A 19,770-nucleotide genomic window follows, 5' to 3' on the forward strand; every position below is an offset into this window, starting at 1 on the left:
TATTAAATTTCAAAATCTTAATGTTTTTTAAGAATATCCATTTAGTAAAAAAATTAAAACCTTTAGTGAAATACACCGTTTATTAGCCTTTTTCACAATGGTTTTAGAAATCAATCGTTTCCCCTAAGGTTGGAATATTCGCTAGAATGCGATGCTGGTGTTCGAGTGCGCATGCTAGGGTTTCTAATGCGTCTGGCTCACCGTGGACGAGCACCACTTTAGGGTGGCTTTTAAAGTAGCTAGCCCATTCAATTAATGCTGCTTGCCCGGCATGTGCCGAAAAGCCATTTAAGGTTTCAATATTGGCTTTCACTACAATATCGTCACCAAATAATTTAACGTGTTGGGCGCCGTCAACCAACACCCGCCCCAGCGTGCCATTGGCCTGATATCCGACAAAAATAATGGTATTGCGGCTATCCCAAATACGATGCTTAAAGTGGTGAGTGATCCGCCCACCAGTGCACATTCCGCTGCCAGCGATAATTAATGCACCGCTACTTATTTTGTTGATCGCCATTGAGTCTTCAGCATCTACCATCAAATGCAACGTAGATAAAAAGTTTTTGAGTAGACTTTGCTCTCCGGTGTGCAGTGTTTTAACACCCTCACAATCCAAAGTGGGGAGCCATTGGTCGTAAACTTCAGTGACCTCAATTGCCATCGGACTATCGAGAAAAATTTGCCAATTATCAAGCTCTCCAGCTTGTTGTAACTTTCCAAGATAGAGCAACAGCTCCTGCGCTCTACCCACTGCAAATGCGGGGATCATCACGTTACCACCTCTTGCGAAAGCATCATCCAAAATAGCTTTCAGTTGCGTTTGTGTATCACCTAACGACTTGTGGTCACGGTCCCCATAAGTGCCTTCCATCAATACAATATCAGCTTGTTCTAGCAACGCGGGGGCATTCATCAATAGCGTATCTTTATTGCCAAGATCCCCAGAAAAAACTAATTTTTTCTGCTTACCCTGATCATCAAATGTTAGTTCTGTGATTGCCGAGCCTAGTATATGCCCTGCATCGTGAAAACACAGACTTGCTCCTTTTGCAATCTTGACTTCTTGCATATAGGTTAGAGGTTTGAGGCAATCCAAAACGTCCAGTACATCTTCTTTGGTATACTGTGCGGGAATATCATCTAGACCCTTACGTGCGCGCTTTCTGTTTTCTCTACGCAAATCATTTTCGTATAAACTTAACGCATCAAACAGCATGATAGGTAACAGCTGTGACGTTGCTTCTGTGCAATAAATCGGCCCTGCAAAGCCATCATGTAACAAACAAGGTAACCTGCCTGAATGATCTAAGTGAGCATGGGAGAGAATAACCATATCAATGCTATTTGGATTAAATTCAAATTGCTCGCGCGAGATAAGGTGTTTTGCTCTCATTCCTTGGTGCATACCACAATCTAGTAGTACATCACCTAATGAAGGTGAGCTAATGAGGTGGCAAGACCCGGTAACTTCTTGCGCGGCCCCGTAGAAAGTAATTGTTGCCATTGCTTTTACTCAACGATTTAGCAGCGGGGTTAATGGTTAACCCCTCGGATTTATGTAAGTTTAGTTACAAAAACCCGAGTTGCTTATGCGCTGCATCAAAATAGTTGTCGCAACTAGCTTTATGGGCACATATAGCTCTGACGATTTATCTCTTCCGAATCCACAAAGCGGTGTACTTAGTCGATTCTGAATATTGACTTTTTCGTGCTCAGACATGTTGAATTAAATCATTCAGACCCAAATGACCGTTTTGTTTCATGTGTCCTATAATTGGAATAGGCTTTGCGCCTGCCCATGATGCGCTGAAACGATATCAACAAGCTCAAATTGCAAGTTTGGTTGTGCGATACAAAAAGTTGCAATTTGAGCGTAGTCAGATTGTTTATAACTTTAAGTAATTCAATAAATTAAATTGCTACAGGGTGGACAACTTATGCACAGCGGATACTACTTGTTTATTTCATAAGCTTCAGCAACACTGCTGACCGCATTAGCATGCCAAACCTAATCAAAAGCTGGGCCAAGAGATGTAATAAGGGCTCATATAGAGCCACTTAACTACTATGGAGAATGGACAAAAAGAATGTTAGTTAGCTCTATTTCTGAACAACACTATCGGCCAAAATAGTAACAACCATGCAAATGAACCTGAACTAGAGTTAGTCTCTGGCTCTGGTTTTATTGTCACAGGAGGTTCTTGTCCATCAGAAATGACTTTCAGATTAAAACCAGTTGACACCTTGTCTGATGGGTTTTCTATATCTGCGACAGTCACCGTGACTTCGGTATCCCCATGAAAATGAGCCTCAGGTAGAATGGTGACAGTATCTCCATCGACTTCGACATTAAAATGCTCTCCTGCCACAAGAATTTCATTCGCAGTGTTGTATTCGTCAATATAATGCACTTCAAATGATATTGACTCATTTTCTGCGGTTTCCAAATCATTCAGCGGAGCCAGTGTGATGTTACTGGGCACGGATAAATTGTGTGACTTAACTACGCTTTCCATACCATCGATTTCAATATTGGCGACGAAATTCAATTCTCGACCAACTGATGCGGGAGTGATGTCCGCCCATACTGTAATTTCAAATCGTGAAGACTCTGGCCCGATATAGTCTAGGCACAAGACCATACCATCTTTAACGACACGATCTACTTCATTGAAATTTATAGTGCGTCCCAAATACCCCTCAAGTGGCCCACGAAAATGTAGTGCCCCTTTGAAGCCTTGGATCCCGATACTACCTCTACGGTCTGTTGAGCCAAAATCAATATTATCGTAAGCAAGGTATATTTCGTGTTGATTGCCACCAAAGCGTGTATTTGCATTAAAGATGACTTCGAAATCAAACGAATTATCACGCTTTTGCCATTGATATTGTCCCGTACCTTGGTCATAGATTGGGTCACCATAATCCGAAGCATTATCCCATTCAACAATTCCCCAACCAGTCGCTGTTGTAGCAAGCGTAATCCCTTCCGACTGGCTTAAACCAAGGCTCATTACATCCATAGCATACCCAGGAAACCAACCTCTCCATAATGCGCTTAGCCCTTCATAAGGAAAGCTTTCATAAGGATATTTATCATGGAAAGGGAAGAATTGAGGACCTGGTCCGAAATCAAGCTTACCGTTAGGTCGCACCGTTATAAGGCCAAAACCAGTATTCACTGCCTCTGCATTGTTATACAAGCTTAGGTTGTCATAACTACCATCAAACAATGCTTTTACTGGAATTTCATAGCCTTTACGAAAGGTTATTTGATTTTTTTCATCAAAACCGGACAGTAGTGGCACTAACCCAAACTCTCGAAGATCAACATACCCACCTGGATTCGAGTTACCAAAGTCAGGCACACGACAAAACTCATCCGATATATTATTAGTGACGATGTAATCTGGAGTAACATCTCTGGTGTCTTTTTGCAGGCCAGATATCACTAATTTTCCTTCAGCCAATTCGATATTTACATCACTTCGCGAACTCTTTACTTTTTGTTTATCGACATGTAATCCCTCGGGGATATCAATACTAAAGGTGAAGTTACGATCCTGCCCGCTATTGTTTTCTAGTACTTCTAAGGTGAAAGGAACTGAATCGCCAATTTTAGCGCGAGTCTGTGGCACATCTAGGTGGACACGATCCGTGCTACGTTTTAGATCAAGTGGAATTGAACCTAAGTTGCTTGAATTCACTGCTGAAGAACCAACATCTATCACGCTGTAATAGACATCTTCTTCCGCCATATCAATATCCCAAGCAATCTTCATATCTACTTTATTATTACCGTCACTTGTGGGTAAAGACGCTGTAATTTCATTACTTACCTGACTGCCTACTACAGCTACCGCATATTTGAAGGTTTCTTCTAGCCCAACATATCCTTCTTCACGGTTGTTATACAGCATGTACCAATATTCTCCCTCCTCTGGGTTGTTAATATTACAAAAGTTATGGTAGATACTATGATTTGACACGCACAAAATTTCGTCTTGTGGCTGGATAATACCGTCACTATTGTAGTCTTTACCCACAAAAATGAGAGGGTTTCCTATTTTTAAACTTTTCTTTAATTGAGATTTTTCAACATCAAGTAGCTCCACCACTAAACGCTTAGCATTTCGGGCAACGCTAATAAAACCTGTATGTACCGCTTCGTCAATAATGTCTTCTTCACTGACCTCGCCAACACGATGTAATGACCAAGGAAAGATGCGATCATCGTCTTTGGGTAACACAACCGTTCTTATATCTGCTTTTTCTGGCCGATACGCTTGAGCTATAGGGGAGTCAACCAAAGGAAATACCATTCCTTTGGCAATATAAATATCCTGGTTTGCATGTGCAACCACGTTCAAACGCGAAGGCAAATCACCACGATCATATTTGAATGCGACGGGCCAGTGCGCTTCTGGAATATTCGCTTCTTGAGCTTTGAAAACTAAGTTGGTGTGTAACTCCACCTCCGAGTTGCTAAACCAATCTTGAGTATCCATCACAGAAGCTTTAACTATGATAGTTTGCGTTTCACCGGCTTTCAAAGAGAATGTATCGGGTAAAATCTCAATGTTTACACCGTTTTGAGCCGATTGTTGGCGCATATCATACGCCCAGTTAACAACATCTTCGTGACTAACATTCCAAGTTCCATCTTTCGTGGCTTTGACTGTACGTATCCATTGACATTCTGGTGCACAAGCAAAGTTAACTAGATTTGGCATATTTAGCTTATGTGGCGTACCACCATTGAAAGGATCTGCGGCAAAGAAGTTATCTACGGTTTCATCCATCACTAAACCTGATTTAACCGCATTTGCAACATTGATTCGCCCCGCACCTGCTCGGTAGATTTGAGCTTTGTCAAACTCCCCCCCTTTTTGGTTCAAACGATAATATTTCACTGTATTATCAGCTGTCATCACTAGTGCTGACTGAACCTCAGCCGCACTCCATTCTGGATGAGCTTGACGGATAAGTGCCATTGCACCAGCAACATGGGGAGATGCCATTGAAGTGCCACTGCTCATAGAATAATCCATACCGTAAGGCTCTGGTACAAAAGGATGTTCATCGGAGTATGCTGCATAGATAGAGACTCCAGGGGCTGCTAATGTTGGAGCTAAAATCTCAATATTATCAAATGAAGGTCCTCGTGATGAAAATTCAGCTAACCAATCGGCATCAGCATTATCAATATGTCGCCCAACTTCGGTAGCGTTAATCGTGATCATATGACCTTTTTCAGTACTACTATCAACCCAATCTGCAAGCCCCTTATTTGCTTCTACACCGTACCATTGGTCATAAGTAAAATGGACACTGGGTAAAGAATAGTTTTCTGGAACAGTACCTTGAGTGCGATTTTTATTGTACAAAATAAAACCATCAGCGCCGCCAGACTTAACATTCTCTACTTTAGCTGTGCGGGCATTAGCATCAGGGTCTTGAGGATCATGACGTTGACAGATAACAATAACATTCGTTTCTCCTTCAGCAGCACCTGGTATCTCTGTTCCATCTTTAAAGAAATTAAAAGTACTTGGCGCGAATTTATTAACACAGTAGCCATTACTGTCCATACTACCATTAGCATCCATATAATCTTTCGCCCAAACAACAACTCCTGTCAGTGCCTTTTTGTTTATTGAGCCACCAACGATCCCAGTGTTAGCCCAGTCCGGAATTTCGCTCCCCATAGTCGGATCTATAAACCCTGCATACTCTACAGGGGTTTCTACTCTAACAGTTCGACCATGAGTTGTTGCTGCAACCTGTGCTAGCCATGGGGAAGAATTATCTAGGTAACCCAAACATTCTTTTGCACCGCAAACATCTGTTCCATCATTGCCAGCCGCCGCCGCTACGTTGATACCCGCTTTTCGTGCTGACAAAAATGCCAACTGCACGGGATCCTCCCATACATTAGAGTCAGCCCCACCGATTGAAAAGTTAATAACGTCAATTCCGTCTGAAATTGCATCTTCAATACCCGCCACTAAAGCTTCCGCCGGACAACCTCTATAGCCACTATCATTTGCAGAATGACACACTTGGTAAGCAACGATATTGGCGTGCGGAGCAACCCCCGAAATTTCAGTAAAAAGACCATCTTTTATTACTTTGCCATCTTGTTCATCACCAATACCTGCGACCATATAAGGCACATCTCTAACAACATTGCCAGCTGCTGTCGATGCTACATGTGAACCATGCCCTTGATAATCCTCACCTATAGCTGGCCAATCAGGGATCATGCTAGCAAATGAGTCCGTTATCACATCGTAAGAACGCACTCCGATCAATTTATCATTACACTGGATGACATCAGCATCCTCCACACAATCACCGACATAATTCCCCGCCCCCCAAGGATTGCTATGATCATAACCATCCCCCGAAATATCAGCAAAAGAAGGGTGATCTGAATTGATCCCTGTATCAATAATACCTATGATTTGACCCTCTCCTTTATACTTCACGCCACTTGAAGAGGCTCCTCCCGACCACACTTCATCAGCTCCAATTTGCTTATGTCCTTGATCTGATAATAAATCATAGTTTTTAGAACGTATCACGGAAGCAACGCTACCCAAGTTTGCTATTCTCATCGCCTCTTGCTCAGTCATTTTCATGGAGAAGCCATTAATTGCTTTCGTGAATCGCTGACGTAGCTTAGTGCGGCCAGTCAACATGCTTATTTCATTTAGTACTTCTTCTTGTTTATCAATCAGTTGAACTTCGTAAGCTTTGAGCGCGTTGGGTATGATTTGACCACGCTGAAACAGTTTATTTGGTGCAGAATGCTGGGTTCGATCTAGCTGAGCGTTTAACTCATTCGCTGCGATTGCCACTGAGGCATCACGTAAGCGAACGATATAAATATGCTCACCACTCATACGCTCGGTAACAAATTTTCTTTTGTGTGTATTTAGATGAACATTCAGCCCCAAACGCGCCGCAATTGGCTGCCCTTGTTGATGAAGTTTTTCTTGTAAGTCTCGTATTTCCTCAAGATTAAAACTTGGTGCTTGCAACATATTCGATGATTGCTCACCTGTTTCATCCAACGCATAAAGCGACCCCGCACAAAAGAGCGCAACACCTACAGCTGCTGCAATTGCTGTTTTTTTCATAATAACCTCTCACCACACAATCTAATTGTCGAATTAATTAAAATAAAAAGTTAACAACTTGATTCAACCACATGAGAATAAGGTGAGCCTAGAAACATCTTGTACACTTTTGTACCCCCCGTTAGCTTTAGAAATAAGGCAATTAAACAAAGCGACGTCTGGTCAGGAAATGAGAGGTATTTTTGTAGCAATTTGTACAGCTATTCTTTGATAACTCGCATTCACAAAAATATAAAAATAAAATAATCAAACACTTAAATTATCATCCCTTAAAATATCACTGACCTAATTTAGTAATGGTTATTATTCAACTGCAAATTGGCTTGCTTAGCCTATGAAAATAGATAGGATTCAATAAAGACTTAATTCGGAACAATCCTGCAATATGAATAAACACCTACTTTATGCTTGCACTTTGTTTTCTGCTCACGGAATGTCACAAAGTCTCAACGCCGAATCTGAGATGTATGTTGGAGTGGATACCTATGAAGCATCGTTAGTTGTTGGATATGGCGGGATAGAAAACCCTTTATTAGGAGCTGAACATTTTAGCTCAATTTTCCTACCTCACTTTGCCTATTATGGCGATAGATGGTACGTCGACGACTTTTCTCTTGGCTATAGCTTGTATCAAGACAAGTCTATTTACATCGATCTAGTCGCCACCTTTAACGAAGACGGCTTCTTCTTTGAGCTTGACGGTGTAGATAAACTATTTACTACTTCCTTAATACGAGATATCCCCAGACCCAACAAGCCTCAACCCTCAGAGCAGACCGCAATAAAACGTAACCTCTCCTATGAAAGTGGGGTCGCATTTGGTTACGCCGCAAAAGATTGGGGAATTGAGCTCACTACTTTGCATGATGTTAGTGGGGTTCATAACAGCTTTGAAAATAAATTAATCGCTTATCATATACAAAGTTTGTATGACGGAGCATTTACCTTAGAGATTGGAGCTACATATAAAGATCGCGATTTAATAGCGTATTATTATCGTCTTAAACCTCATGAAACGGTGACAAAGACTCAACACGACTTACCTAACGAACATGCCATCAATTATCATATAAAACTGGAGTATCAATATCCTATAAATCAGCGCTATCACCTTATGTTTAGTATTTCTAACACTTGGATTGATAGGGATCTCAGTGATACAGCTATGTTTGACCGTGCCCGATACGTATCTGGTTTCACCGGGATTTTAATTAAATTTTAACCCGCTATGTTAATTGGCTTTTTTATCTCTCCTTTTATGCTTTTAACCACTTTCGCAGGTGATGGTGAAACTACGTTAGAAGTTTATCCCCATACCTGCATACAGGGCGAGCATGCTACTAACTGTACGATGGAAATAGAGATCACAGCATCATCGACAAACCACCCTCAGTTATGTTTAGAAATAGCCTTGAAGAAAGAACAGAAAGCATGTTTTAACAGCAACAAAATTTCCGTCACCTATCGCATAACGCTTGAGAGTACGACCACGATTTCGTTGACTAGTAGCAAAGGTGTAGTATTGATAAGTAAGAAACTTAATGTCGGGAAATTAGCTACAAAAAATTACCGGATCAGACGACGCTTTGGGTGGGGAATTTAGCAATGAAGCAAAACATTTTACTCATAGAAGACGACAAAGAGCTAGCCGACTTAATTTCCCGCTTTTTGGATCAAAATGGATTCGAGGTTTTAAAACTAACCAGTATCCGCGAATTTAAAGCAACATGTAGCATTCTCCGCCCAGATCTTATCATATGTGATATTATGTTACCTGATGGAGATGGCTTTAAGCTATTTCCCTTGCTTAAGAAGCACTTCAATTGCCCAATTTTTTTTCTCACTGCATTAGATTCTGATCACTCACAAATCAAAGGGTTAAATATTGGTGCAGATGACTATCTCATCAAACCCATTCACCCCGAGCTGCTATTAGCTCGTATCAATAGCACTTTACGCTTAAAAGGGATGGGAAATGTAACCAAAGTATTAGGGCCATTGACGTTAGATACAGCTCAACGCCAACTGCACTTTAATCACCTTTCATTACATCTGAATGATGATGAGACTCACCTGTTCGAATTGTTTATTCAGGCTTATCCAACACCGTTATCTCGTGAGAATTTATTTAGGGAAGTGATAGGGAGAGAATATGATGGCTTAGATAGGGCAGCAGATTTAAAAGTGAGCCGACTACGAAAAAAAATTCGCACACACGGCCTTAAAGGTCTAGATATTATTTCTGTCCGTGGCGAAGGCTATTTAATTCAAATACCGACTGTGCCAAATGCGTAAACAGTTTATCCGCCTTTATATCTTTATCATTTTTAGTGTAATTGCTGTACTGATCGCATTTGGTCAAATTTATCAAAATTATGTTTTTGAGTCTCCACCAAGTATCACACTGCCAATCACGGAATGGTCTAAGCTAGTTGCAGATAAAACGAATACATTAATTACCCTGCAACGTAATGAACTAGCACTACCAGCAGATCTTGAACGAAAACTATCACAACAACAGATGCTTACCGTTATTCAAGAAGGTAAGAACTATATCTATATTAAGGATTTGAACAAATCGAATGAAGCGATTTATCGGATTGGACCCATAACCATAGCCCCCAACCAAGAAGAACACAGCGTTTATTTTATGCTCGCGTACAGTACCATAGCCCTATTAGTTATGGCATTTATTTGGCCTGTATTTAAAGACTTAGCTAAATTAGAGCACATTGCAAAGCGGTTTTCTCAAGATAAAAAGCCATTTCCCCCCGCATTGAAATCCAGCTCCACAGTGTATTCACTGGCGCAGAGCCTTAGCGAAATGTCGACGCAAATTAGCCTTTTCATTCGGCTTCATGAAGACTTATCTCGGATAATTTCTCATGAAATTAGAACACCACTTTCACGTATGCGCTTTATGTTGTCATTGGACGAAGTGACGGACGAAGAGCTTAGGCAAACCATCAAACGCAATGTTGATGAAATAGAAAACAGACTGACCCAATACTTAGACTTTGCTCGGGTTGAGTATTTAACGCTGCCTATCCACTTCGAACAGTTGGATGCTCAAGAATTTATTAATAGAGAAGTTCAAAAGAATAATCTTTTTACACGCATTGATATCAAAACCAGCATATTAACAAACTCAATATATTGTGAACCGAATAGCTTCGCTATTTTAGTGCAAAACCTGCTTTTTAACGCAGTAAAATATGCACAGAAACAGGTATCGTTAACACTAAAAGAAGCCGATTGCGAACAAGTTCTCGAAATATATGATGACGGTGCTGGTTTGCCCAAAGATGCCGCTTCCTTACTTACTCCATTTTCATCCACAACGCACAGTAATATAGCAAGTGGCTACGGTTTAGGACTATATATAGTGGAAAGAATATGCATTTGGCACGCTGGTAACTTAACTTTACGCAATCATGACCACACTGGCGGTGCATATATCACCGTAAAATGGCCTATAAAAAAGCGTTAAATATTGTATCGCTCAATTATTACCATGTCTTGATTAAAAATTACGAATTAAATGGCACACTTTTGATTTTTTGCGTGACGCAAAAGTGGTTTAAGCGTAAGTGTTTGAGCTCTCAAACACTTACGCTTAATTCTGAGACAGCCTATAAGCCGGGTTCTGTTCACTCCCGAAGGAGATCGATAATCATTCGTCTAGGCCTAGGATCGCTCCTAGGCTCGAGCAACCTACCCGGTTCCGATGCGGGCCACACCATAAGGAACCCTATTTGGTCTTGCTCCGGGTGGAGTTTACCTTGCAACCAACTGTTACCAGTGGCCCGGTGCGCTCTTACCGCACCCTTTCACCCTTACCGGTCCCGAAGGACTTAGGCGGTCTTCTCTCTGCTGCACTTGTCGTAGGCTCACGCCCCCCAGCCGTTAGCTGGCACCCTGCCCATTGGAGCCCGGACTTTCCTCCCCCTGATCATTTTCGTCACAGGCAGCGATTATCCGGCTGACTCAGGCGGGCGATTATACGCACTTTAATGCAATAACGCACGCGATAAATTGCGTGTATTACGCTTCTCGCTCAGCAATGATAGCCTTATACAAGGCGTTCTTTTTTAGCCCTAAATATTCAGCTGCCACACCGCAGGCCTTTTTCAATGGCATTTCTGGCTCTAGTAACTCAATCAGCTTTTTCGCTTCTGGCGTTAATGCTTGTTCATCTCTTTGTTCACCGGGTAGCATCAACACCAGTTCACCTTTTTGCTTTTCAGGCGTTGCGGTTAAAAACTCAATGAGCTCAGTAACCGTGCCACTGAAAAAGGTTTCGTAGGTTTTGGTCAGTTCTTTAGCAAAAACAACTTGTTGTGTTTCGCCCAGCGCGATTTTCATATCTTCTAGACTTGCCATAATGCGGTGGGTGCTTTCGTATAAGATACTGGTGATACCAGAGGCGACTGCATCTTTAAAAAATTGCTGACGCGCTTGGCTTTTTGCAGGTGAAAATCCCACGAATTGGAATTTATCTGTTGGTAAGCCTGAACAACTCACCGCAGCAATGGCGGCACACGCGCCAGGAACGGGAGTCACAGTAGCACCTGCTTCACGGCACAGGTTTACCACGGCATAGCCCGGATCGCTGATAAGCGGCGTACCCGCATCAGACACTAGCGCGATGTCTTTACCTTCGTTTAACCAATCTAAAATTTGCTGCGCTTTTTGCTTCTCGTTGTGATCATGCAGTGCAAAAGTTTTTGCTTTAATGCTAAAGTGGCTCAATAATTTACCGGTGTGGCGCGTATCTTCGGCAGCGATTAAATCGACCTGACTTAACACTTTCAGTGCACGTTCACTGATGTCATCTAAATTACCTATTGGTGTCGCTACAATATGTAGGGTGCCGATTTTGTTTTCGTTGTGAAGATTAGCCATTGAGCTCTCCAATATCAGTCAGTAAGATATCCACTCAGTCGTGAAAAAGAAGGTTTGCCTGTGCAGTTTAAAAAGATAGCGCTTTTAGTTGCCATATTGTCGGGGTTATCCGCTTGTAGTACAAGCACAAATGTCACCAAATCCCCCCAAGAAACTAAAACAACTAAAGCCGTTAGCCAATCGGATGACAATGCCGCGTCGTTATTTGCAAAGGCGCAGAGTAAAGAAGGCGTTGCCAAAATCCAATTGCTATATGCAGCCAGAGACGCTGCTATCTTAGAAAAAGACTGGCAAATGTTAGAGCAAATTGGTTTAGCGATGGAAGCTAAAGCCAGTGTTGATCATATTCAAAACAAATTATACATCGCATATGCTCGCAAAGAATTGTCGCAGTATGCCAATGCGTTAGCCATCCTGAACACGCTAGAGGGTAGGCTCAACACCCCTGAACACCAAGCTTGGTATGAGTATTTACTGGGTAGTATTTATGCCTCGCAACAATTACCAAAAAAAGCGTTGGTTGAGTATTTTAAAGCGGCTGATATTGCCAATGAACATAACTTAGCGGTGGCTGGGTTACACGAAGAGATTTGGCTCGCGCTACAGCAGCTTTCAAGTTACGCCCTAGAGCGCTTTGATTCTGGCTCTGTTTTACAGCGTGGTTGGGTGACACTGGCTAAATATCAACAAATTTATTTGGGTTCGAGCGTCCAGCTCGACCAAGCTATGAATAATTGGCGTCGTCGTTTTACTAATCACCCTGCGGTTGCTTTGCTGCCTAAAGATTTACAAGGCGCGGTTGCGCTTGAACCTTACCAAGTTAAAAGACTTGCGGTGTTGTTACCACAATCAGGTGCGAGCGAGCGACTCGGTACAGCGCTTAAAAATGGTTTCTTGGCTGCTACTGACGAAGGGACGATTGAAGAGGTCTTCTTCATTGATGAAATGGCATCCGAGTCTGAAATCGTAACGCAACTTGCTGAGGCAAATGTCGATTTTGTCATTGGTCCATTATTAAAATCCAACGTTGAAAAACTACTCGCAGATAAAGGTTTTGCGGCTTACCCAACTTTGTTTTTAAATGCACGCGAAACGCTTACGCCTAGCAGTAGTGAACAGTACTTTTTTGCGCTTAACCCTGAGCATGAAGTCGAGCAAGCAATGAAGCACTTTCTTGCTAAAGGCTATAAAAAACCCATGTTACTGGCTCCAGCGAATGCCTCTGGTAAGCGTTTAATTGAGTATTTTGATCAAGGTTGGAAACGCTACAGTGAGACCGCACCAGAAGTGGGTTATTATACCAATAGTACCAACATGGCAGATGTCATCACGGATATTTTAGAGGTCGATGCATCCAAAGCACGCACTAGCGTCATCAAAAGTCTATTTCGCAAAGAGGTCAAAAGCGAAACACGCTCTAGACGCGACATTGATGCCATCTATATATTAGGTGATGCGATGGAAACTAGACTGCTCAAACCTTATTTAGACGTCAATGTCAGTACATTTGCCGATAGGATCCCTTTATATGCAAGCTCTCGCAGTTATAGTAAACAAATTGATGTCACTGATAAGGGCGATTTAGAAGGGCTTTATTTTACCGAGCAGCCTTGGATGCTACCGGGTGCTGTTGAAAAAGCACCGCTTCGAGATGCCTATCAATCTTTATGGCCTGAGCAGGCCGATTTAGAACAGCGCCTGTTTGCAATGGCATATGACGCCACGAATTTAGTTTTCGAGTTGCGCCAACTGGCTTGGCTCTCGGGTAAAAGTTTTGATGGCTTAACCGGTCAGCTCAGCATCCGCGGTGGCAGTGATGTTGTGCGAAAGCTCAGTTGGGCGCAGTATCATAATAAACAAATTCGTTTGGTGAGCTTAGATGAACAGCCTCCGCTACCATTATTTATGCAACAAGAGAAACCTGCGGGAGACTCTTTGATCAGATAGGATATCTGGATGTTTAAAGGATTATTTAGCAACACACGGAGTAAGGGCGAGCATTTTGAGCTGATTGCGGAGCAATTCTTGGTAAAACAAGGATTAACCCCCGTCACCAGAAACTATCTCTGTAAATACGGAGAGATAGATCTCATTATGCGAGAGTCGCAAACCTTAGTGTTTATTGAAGTAAAGTATCGCGATAGCAGCCACTTTGGTGGCGCAATTAACGCACTATCAAAAACTAAGCTTCAAAGATTAAAGCGTAGTATTTATAATTATTTAGCACAGCAAAATTTGCATAACACGCAACTTAGAGTCGACTTTGTTGCCATTCAAGGGGCCGATCCCCCTGAAATAAACTGGATTAGAAATATTTTTTAGCATGCAAGAATCTATAAAGTCTATATTTACAGAGTCAATTCAAGCGCAGATAGCGGCAGGCGAAGTATTGCCTAAAGCGCTAGAAACCGCAGCTATGACTATGGCTCAGAGCCTGATCAATGGCAATAAAATCATCTGCTGCGGCGCGCCAAGTAACCATATGTTGGCGCACCACTTCGCAACCATCTTAAGTAACTTTTACGAAACAGAACGCCCGTGTCTGCCCGCGATTGCACTAACGAATGAGCAATATAATTTGGCGTCACCAGAAAATGGCAAAGCCAGAGAGCGTTTTGCCAAACAAATACGCGCATTCGCGCAGCAAGGTGACTTGCTGGTGGCGTATGCCATAAACGGGCAAGAAAAGGCGGTTATTGGCGCAGTGGAAGCGGCTCTTACGAGAGATATGAAAGTCATCGCGTTAGTTGGCGATGATGGTGGTGAAATCACCGGCCTGTTGGGCCCACAGGATGTAGAGATCCGGATCCCAAGTAAACGCCCAAGCCGGATAATCGAGTCACAACTATTCAATACTCACTGTTTAAGTGAGCTAATCGACGCAATTTTATTCCCTCAGGACGAAGTATGATGATGAGAATAACCTCTTTACTTGCCGCCATCTTGTTACTACAAGGGTGTGCTGCTGCGGTAGTTGCTGGTACAGCCGGTGCGGTGTCTGCAGCAAATGATAGACGCACTATCGGTGCACAAATTGACGATAACAATATCGAGATCAAAGGTACGCTTGCCATCAAAGAGATTAAGCGCCTTGCAGATCATGCCAATATCACGCTGGTGAGTGTTAATGGCGTAGTATTAATGATTGGTCAGGTCACTAATCAAGAAATGAAAACGGAAGCTGAGCGTGCGCTACAGAACGTTGCAGGGATTAAGCAAGTACATAATCAGTTGAGAATAAGCTCAAATATAGGCATAACGACTCAAACACATGATACTTGGCTGACCTCCAAAGTTAAAACTAAACTGCTGGCGGCTGACGAGGTCAATGGCGCAAATATTAAGGTAGTTACTGAAAATGCCGAAGTGTTCTTAATGGGCTTAGTATCCAAACAAGAAGCAAACTCAGCGGTAGAAATCGCCAGAAATATTAATGGTGTAAAACGTGTGATTAAAGCCTTTGAGTACATATAAACAATAACGTATAGCCATAAAAAAACCTGCATCCGCAGGTTTTTTTATTTTATCACTCGAAGGTGAGAACCTTTTTTCTTTTCAGGTTCCGGCTTAGTCTCTGGCGCTTGTGAGACTTCCGTCTCTTCTACCAAATCAAACTCTTCATCTTCAAAGATTTCTTCTTCAGGTGTAAATACCGTGCCTTCACCATTTTCTCTTGCATAGATAGCCAATACTGCACCGTTAGGCACATATACCTGCATCGGTTGGCCACCAAACCGGGCGTTAAAGCTCAGCGCTTGATTGTCCATTGAGAAATTCGTCACAGCAGACGGGCTTACGTTCAACACAATTTGCCCTTCTTGCACAAATTGTGTTGGAACCTGTACCGAGGGAAAGTCTGCGTTCACCACTAAATGCGGTGTACATTCGTTATCGACAATCCACTCGTAAAATGCGCGTAGTAAGTAAGGACGATTAGACGTCATTACGATCTGATCTCACGCTCAGCATCCGTTAGCGATGCTTGGAATGAGTCACGCTCAAATAAACGCAGCATATATTCTTTTAGCTCTTTGCTACCAGCGCCATTCAGCTCAATACCAAGCTGTGGTAAACGCCAAAGTAGTGGAGCTAAATAACAATCAACTAGGCTGAACTCTTCACTCATGAAGTAAGGTGCTTCATTGAAGATAGGTGCTACAGCTAGCAGCGCTTCAGTTAACTCTTTACGAGCTTGAGCCGCTTCATCACCACCCGCAGTGATCTTTTCAGCAAGTGAGTACCAGTCAGTTTCAATGCGATGCATCATTAAACGACTACGACCACGCATTACTGGATACACAGGCATCAGAGGAGGATGCGGGAAGCGCTCGTCTAGATACTCCATAATGATATTCGCTTGGTACAAGCCAAGCTCACGATCGATTAGCGTAGGAACAGTGCCATACGGGTTAATCTCGTGTAGAGCTTCTGGTAAGTTGTCCTTTTCAGCCTGATGAATATCAACACTTACACCTTTCTCAGCAAGTACAATACGTACCTGGTGACTGTACATACAGTTTGACCCAGAAAAAAGTGTCATTACAGGGCGCTTATTGGCAGCAACGGCCATGCCTACCTCCATTAAAAAACTAAAAGTAATTAAATCACTTTAAACAGCAAAAGGGGCGAACGCCCCTATTGCAAAAATTACCTTTGAATATTCAAATTAATGAACATCTCTCCAGTATTCTTTCTTCAAGAAGAATGCCAGGATGAAGAAGATAACTAAGAAACCAATAACCTTAATACCAATAGCTTCTGACTCTAGGCGAGAAGGCTCACCTACATAAGCTAAGAAGTTTGTAAGGTCACGTGCAGCTTGGTCATATTCATCAACACTCATCTCACCGGTACCATCTGTTTCAGTGCCGACAACTTTAGTCACTGTGTGACCGTGTTCTTCCACTTCTTCAGTGATCGGTGTTGGCAAGCCTTGTAACTCTTGTAGTACGTGAGGCATACCCACCAATGGGAAAACAACGTTGTTCACACCAAATGGGCGAGACTCATCTTTATAGAATGACTTCAAGTAAGTATAGATGTAGTCCGGAGACTTAACACGAGAGATAAGTGTTAAGTCCGGTGGCGCAGCACCAAACCATTTTGCTGCATCATCTTTAGCCATAGAATTTTTAATATGGCTACCTACTTTTGAACCATCGAAAATAAGCGTTTCTTGACCAATTTCAGTTGGAATACCGATATCACGGAAAGTACGCTCATAACGCTGATATTGCATTTGGTGACAGCCAAGGCAGTAGTTCATAAATAACTTAGCGCCACGCTGCAGAGATGCTTTATCAGTTAAATCATTATTTGCTTCCATCAAAGGCACTGATGGGCCCGCTGCCATCGATAACGTTGGCAACAATGCGAATAAACCGATTACTAGCTTTTTCATCATTTCGTCAACCTCGTTGGTAGTGGCTTCGTCTTCTCGTTTTTACTGTAGAAGAATAGCAACACGAAGAACATAAAATAAGTTACTGTCGTGATTTGCGACAATAGCGTTTTAAAGTCAGTTTGCGGTGTTGCACCAATCCAGCCAAGGATAACGAATGTGACAACAAACTGAGCAATGTTCAACTTATGGAAACCACAACGGTAGCGAATTGAACGAACCGAACCACGGTCAATCCAAGGCAGTAGTGCCAATGCTACGATTGAAGCGCCCATTGCTAGTACACCAATCAACTTATCAGGAATAGCACGAAGGATCGCGTAGAATGGCGTAAAGTACCAAACTGGGAAAATGTGCTCTGGCGTTTTAAGCGGGTTTGCCGCTTCAAAGTTTGGCGCTTCAAGGAAGAAACCGTTCATTTCCGGTGCAAAGAACACAATGGCACAGAAGAAAATTAAGAATCCAGCAACACCTAAGACATCTTTTACTGTGTAGTAAGGGTGGAATGGAATTGCATCCACAATATCTTTTTTGTCAGTGTAATATTCATGGAATTTAAATTTAGGTTTGTCTTCCTCAGCCACAGAGCCTTTCTTACGCTTGATCTCAACGCCGTCAGGGTTATTTGAGCCCACTTCATGAAGTGCAACAATGTGGAGGAATACCAAGATAACCAGTACTAGTGGTAGTGCAATAACGTGCAGTGCGAAGAAGCGGTTAAGCGTTGCACCTGAAATTACGTAGTCACCACGGATCCAAAGCGTTAAGTCATCACCAATTACAGGGATTGCACCGAATAGTGAAATGATTACCTGAGCACCCCAGAAAGACATCTGACCCCATGGTAATAAGTAGCCCATGAAAGCTTCAGCCATTAGTGCTAGGAAGATAAACATACCGAACAACCACAGTAATTCACGTGGCTTTTGATAAGAACCATAGATCATACCGCGGAACATGTGAAGATAGACCACGATAAAGAATGCGGATGCGCCGGTAGAGTGTAGGTATCGCAATAACCAACCATATTCAACATCACGCATGATATATTCTACTGATGCAAATGCACCTTCAGCAGAAGGTACAAAGTTCATGGTTAGCCAGATACCAGTTACAATCTGGTTTACCAGTACTAGAATGGCTAGTGAACCAAACAAGTACCAGAAGTTAAAGTTTTTTGGCGCTGGGTATTGAGCAATGTGCATATTCCAGACGCGAGTCATCGGAATACGAGCATCGATCCAATCAACAACTTTGCCCACTACGCCCGTATTTGCTGCTTTATCTACATTAACAGACATTATGCAACCCCTTCTTCTTCACCTACCAAGATGGTAGTGTCGTCAATAAAGGTATACGGAGGGATCTCTAAGTTTAGAGGTGCAGGTACGTTTTGGAATACGCGCCCCGCCATATCAAACTTCGAACCGTGACAAGGACAGAAGAAACCACTATCAGTGCCTTCTACTTTTTCACCAAAGCTTCCATTAAGGAAAGATGGTGAACATCCTAAGTGAGTACAAATCCCAACCGCGACGAAAAGCTCAGGTCGCTTAGAACGGTAACCGTTCTGCGCGGATGCCAACTGCTGTGGCTCTTCAGAGTTAGGATCACGAAGTTGGTCTTCGTGTTGCTTCATTTGTTCTAGCATTTTTGGTGTACGATTAACAATCCAAACTGGTTTGCCTCGCCACTCAACACGAATAAGTTGTCCAGACTCAAGTTTGCTGATATCTACTTCTACAGGCGCACCTGCAGATTTAGCTCGCTCACTTGGATTCCAGGACGCAATAAAAGGAACAGCAGCTCCAACCGCACCAACGCCACCTACAACAGAGGTAGCGATAGTTAAAAAGCGACGTCGGCTGTTGTCTACAGGCGCATTGCTCATCCACTTATCTCCACTTGATTCCCAACACTTGCTATATTGAGAACATCAGTTACAGCAGGTTAATTTAAGAAATTACAAAATAGACGCGATCATAAATAAATACCTTGATTAAAACAAGGTTATTCCAGATCCATGCCCGAATAAACCCGCAGATAATCATCTATGATTACTTCGAGCATGAAACCGAGTATTTATAATATCGCATCTGACACAACAATATACTGACTAAGATCAACCCCCCGACTAAGGATACGCACCAAATCGCGTGACTGGATCTCAGGTCTTTCTACTTGCTTCGCCAATTGTAGCAAAAAAAACCGTCAAGTTACCGCTCGAATTGCACTAATTATTATATTTATTGAACTTTTTTAACTCGACGCGATATTTTTGAGCAAATAAGCAGGACAAAACGAATGAGATACCTC

Annotated in this window: 16 protein-coding genes and 1 other RNA gene; 8 read left to right on the forward strand and 9 right to left on the reverse strand. The window is 42.4% G+C overall.

Annotated elements, in window-relative coordinates; all coding sequences use genetic code 11:
* Window positions 1-103: 103 nt before the first annotated feature.
* On the reverse strand, window positions 104-1,507 hold the full coding sequence (locus tag JJQ94_RS22170) for an MBL fold metallo-hydrolase RNA specificity domain-containing protein (protein ID WP_099030741.1): 1,404 nt from the start codon (window positions 1,505-1,507) through the stop codon (window positions 104-106).
* Between the two features lie 586 nt (window positions 1,508-2,093).
* Entirely contained in the window at window positions 2,094-7,148 is a 5,055-nt protein-coding gene (locus JJQ94_RS22175; protein ID WP_099030740.1) for a S8 family serine peptidase, read from the reverse strand.
* A gap of 385 nt (window positions 7,149-7,533) precedes the next feature.
* On the opposite strand from JJQ94_RS22175, the gene JJQ94_RS22180 reads away from it, so the two are divergent.
* The 4 genes from JJQ94_RS22180 to JJQ94_RS22195 all read left to right on the forward strand — a co-directional run bounded on the left by JJQ94_RS22180 (window position 7,534) and on the right by JJQ94_RS22195 (window position 10,638).
* On the forward strand, window positions 7,534-8,370 hold the full coding sequence (locus JJQ94_RS22180) for a MipA/OmpV family protein (RefSeq protein WP_099030739.1): 837 nt from the start codon (window positions 7,534-7,536) through the stop codon (window positions 8,368-8,370).
* Between the two features lie 129 nt (window positions 8,371-8,499).
* Window positions 8,500-8,751 (forward strand): DUF3019 domain-containing protein, encoded by a 252-nt coding sequence (locus JJQ94_RS24455; RefSeq protein ID WP_442960343.1) that lies wholly within the window; start codon window positions 8,500-8,502, stop codon window positions 8,749-8,751.
* Window positions 8,752-8,753: 2 nt separating this feature from the next.
* Window positions 8,754-9,443: a response regulator transcription factor gene (locus JJQ94_RS22190; protein WP_099030737.1), complete on the forward strand. Its 690-nt coding sequence runs from the start codon at window positions 8,754-8,756 to the stop codon at window positions 9,441-9,443.
* A complete protein-coding gene (locus JJQ94_RS22195) occupies window positions 9,436-10,638 on the forward strand; it encodes a sensor histidine kinase (RefSeq protein ID WP_099030736.1) in 1,203 nt (400 codons plus the stop codon). The genes JJQ94_RS22190 and JJQ94_RS22195 overlap by 8 nt, the downstream gene beginning before the upstream one ends.
* 129 nt (window positions 10,639-10,767) lie before the next feature.
* Here the strand turns inward: JJQ94_RS22195 and rnpB are convergent.
* Both rnpB and rsmI read right to left on the reverse strand, forming a co-directional pair.
* Window positions 10,768-11,138: RNase P RNA component class A (gene rnpB / locus JJQ94_RS22200), an RNA gene on the reverse strand.
* Window positions 11,139-11,192: 54 nt separating this feature from the next.
* Window positions 11,193-12,053 (reverse strand): 16S rRNA (cytidine(1402)-2'-O)-methyltransferase, encoded by an 861-nt coding sequence (gene rsmI / locus JJQ94_RS22205; protein WP_017219056.1) that lies wholly within the window; start codon window positions 12,051-12,053, stop codon window positions 11,193-11,195.
* A 60-nt stretch (window positions 12,054-12,113) separates the two neighbouring features.
* Between rsmI and JJQ94_RS22210 the strand changes: the two genes are divergently transcribed.
* The 4 genes from JJQ94_RS22210 to dolP are packed head-to-tail and all read left to right on the forward strand — an operon-like array spanning window position 12,114 to window position 15,527.
* Window positions 12,114-14,000: a penicillin-binding protein activator gene (locus tag JJQ94_RS22210; RefSeq protein ID WP_099030735.1), complete on the forward strand. Its 1,887-nt coding sequence runs from the start codon at window positions 12,114-12,116 to the stop codon at window positions 13,998-14,000.
* A 9-nt stretch (window positions 14,001-14,009) separates the two neighbouring features.
* Entirely contained in the window at window positions 14,010-14,375 is a 366-nt protein-coding gene (locus JJQ94_RS22215; protein WP_010605918.1) for a YraN family protein, read from the forward strand.
* Between the two features lies 1 nt (window position 14,376).
* Window positions 14,377-14,964 (forward strand): SIS domain-containing protein, encoded by a 588-nt coding sequence (locus JJQ94_RS22220; RefSeq protein WP_010376705.1) that lies wholly within the window; start codon window positions 14,377-14,379, stop codon window positions 14,962-14,964.
* Window positions 14,961-15,527: a division/outer membrane stress-associated lipid-binding lipoprotein gene (gene dolP / locus JJQ94_RS22225; RefSeq protein WP_017219053.1), complete on the forward strand. Its 567-nt coding sequence runs from the start codon at window positions 14,961-14,963 to the stop codon at window positions 15,525-15,527. The genes JJQ94_RS22220 and dolP overlap by 4 nt, the downstream gene beginning before the upstream one ends.
* A 44-nt stretch (window positions 15,528-15,571) precedes the next feature.
* Here dolP and JJQ94_RS22230 read toward each other — a convergent pair whose 3' ends face one another.
* The 5 genes from JJQ94_RS22230 to petA all read right to left on the reverse strand — a co-directional run bounded on the left by JJQ94_RS22230 (window position 15,572) and on the right by petA (window position 19,345).
* Window positions 15,572-15,997: a ClpXP protease specificity-enhancing factor gene (locus JJQ94_RS22230; protein ID WP_099030734.1), complete on the reverse strand. Its 426-nt coding sequence runs from the start codon at window positions 15,995-15,997 to the stop codon at window positions 15,572-15,574.
* Entirely contained in the window at window positions 15,997-16,623 is a 627-nt protein-coding gene (sspA, locus tag JJQ94_RS22235; protein ID WP_017219052.1) for a stringent starvation protein SspA, read from the reverse strand. The genes JJQ94_RS22230 and sspA overlap by 1 nt, the downstream gene beginning before the upstream one ends.
* Window positions 16,624-16,719: 96 nt before the next feature.
* Window positions 16,720-17,457, reverse strand: a complete 738-nt coding sequence (locus JJQ94_RS22240) for a cytochrome c1 (protein WP_029215832.1) — start codon at window positions 17,455-17,457, stop codon at window positions 16,720-16,722.
* On the reverse strand, window positions 17,454-18,755 hold the full coding sequence (locus JJQ94_RS22245) for a cytochrome b (protein ID WP_017219050.1): 1,302 nt from the start codon (window positions 18,753-18,755) through the stop codon (window positions 17,454-17,456). The genes JJQ94_RS22240 and JJQ94_RS22245 overlap by 4 nt, the downstream gene beginning before the upstream one ends.
* Window positions 18,755-19,345 (reverse strand): ubiquinol-cytochrome c reductase iron-sulfur subunit, encoded by a 591-nt coding sequence (gene petA, locus JJQ94_RS22250; RefSeq protein WP_099030733.1) that lies wholly within the window; start codon window positions 19,343-19,345, stop codon window positions 18,755-18,757. The genes JJQ94_RS22245 and petA overlap by 1 nt, the downstream gene beginning before the upstream one ends.
* Window positions 19,346-19,770 lie beyond the last annotated feature (425 nt).

The sequence above is a fragment of the Pseudoalteromonas sp. GCY genome (assembly GCF_016695175.1).
Lineage (GTDB): Bacteria > Pseudomonadota > Gammaproteobacteria > Enterobacterales > Alteromonadaceae > Pseudoalteromonas.

Bases quoted from the DNA above. Each gene is read 5' to 3' on its own strand.
- JJQ94_RS22170 (WP_099030741.1), bottom strand. From the start codon at position 1,507: ATGGCAACAATTACTTTCTACGGGGCCGCGCAAGAAGTTACCGGGTCT.
- JJQ94_RS22175 (WP_099030740.1), bottom strand. From the start codon at position 7,148: ATGAAAAAAACAGCAATTGCAGCAGCTGTAGGTGTTGCGCTCTTTTGT.
- JJQ94_RS22180 (WP_099030739.1), top strand. From the start codon at position 7,534: ATGAATAAACACCTACTTTATGCTTGCACTTTGTTTTCTGCTCACGGA.
- JJQ94_RS24455 (WP_442960343.1), top strand. From the start codon at position 8,500: ATGGAAATAGAGATCACAGCATCATCGACAAACCACCCTCAGTTATGT.
- JJQ94_RS22190 (WP_099030737.1), top strand. From the start codon at position 8,754: ATGAAGCAAAACATTTTACTCATAGAAGACGACAAAGAGCTAGCCGAC.
- JJQ94_RS22195 (WP_099030736.1), top strand. From the start codon at position 9,436: ATGCGTAAACAGTTTATCCGCCTTTATATCTTTATCATTTTTAGTGTA.
- rsmI (WP_017219056.1), bottom strand. From the start codon at position 12,053: ATGGCTAATCTTCACAACGAAAACAAAATCGGCACCCTACATATTGTA.
- JJQ94_RS22215 (WP_010605918.1), top strand. From the start codon at position 14,010: ATGTTTAAAGGATTATTTAGCAACACACGGAGTAAGGGCGAGCATTTT.
- JJQ94_RS22220 (WP_010376705.1), top strand. From the start codon at position 14,377: ATGCAAGAATCTATAAAGTCTATATTTACAGAGTCAATTCAAGCGCAG.
- dolP (WP_017219053.1), top strand. From the start codon at position 14,961: ATGATGATGAGAATAACCTCTTTACTTGCCGCCATCTTGTTACTACAA.
- JJQ94_RS22230 (WP_099030734.1), bottom strand. From the start codon at position 15,997: ATGACGTCTAATCGTCCTTACTTACTACGCGCATTTTACGAGTGGATT.
- sspA (WP_017219052.1), bottom strand. From the start codon at position 16,623: ATGGCCGTTGCTGCCAATAAGCGCCCTGTAATGACACTTTTTTCTGGG.
- JJQ94_RS22240 (WP_029215832.1), bottom strand. From the start codon at position 17,457: ATGATGAAAAAGCTAGTAATCGGTTTATTCGCATTGTTGCCAACGTTA.
- JJQ94_RS22245 (WP_017219050.1), bottom strand. From the start codon at position 18,755: ATGTCTGTTAATGTAGATAAAGCAGCAAATACGGGCGTAGTGGGCAAA.
- petA (WP_099030733.1), bottom strand. From the start codon at position 19,345: ATGAGCAATGCGCCTGTAGACAACAGCCGACGTCGCTTTTTAACTATC.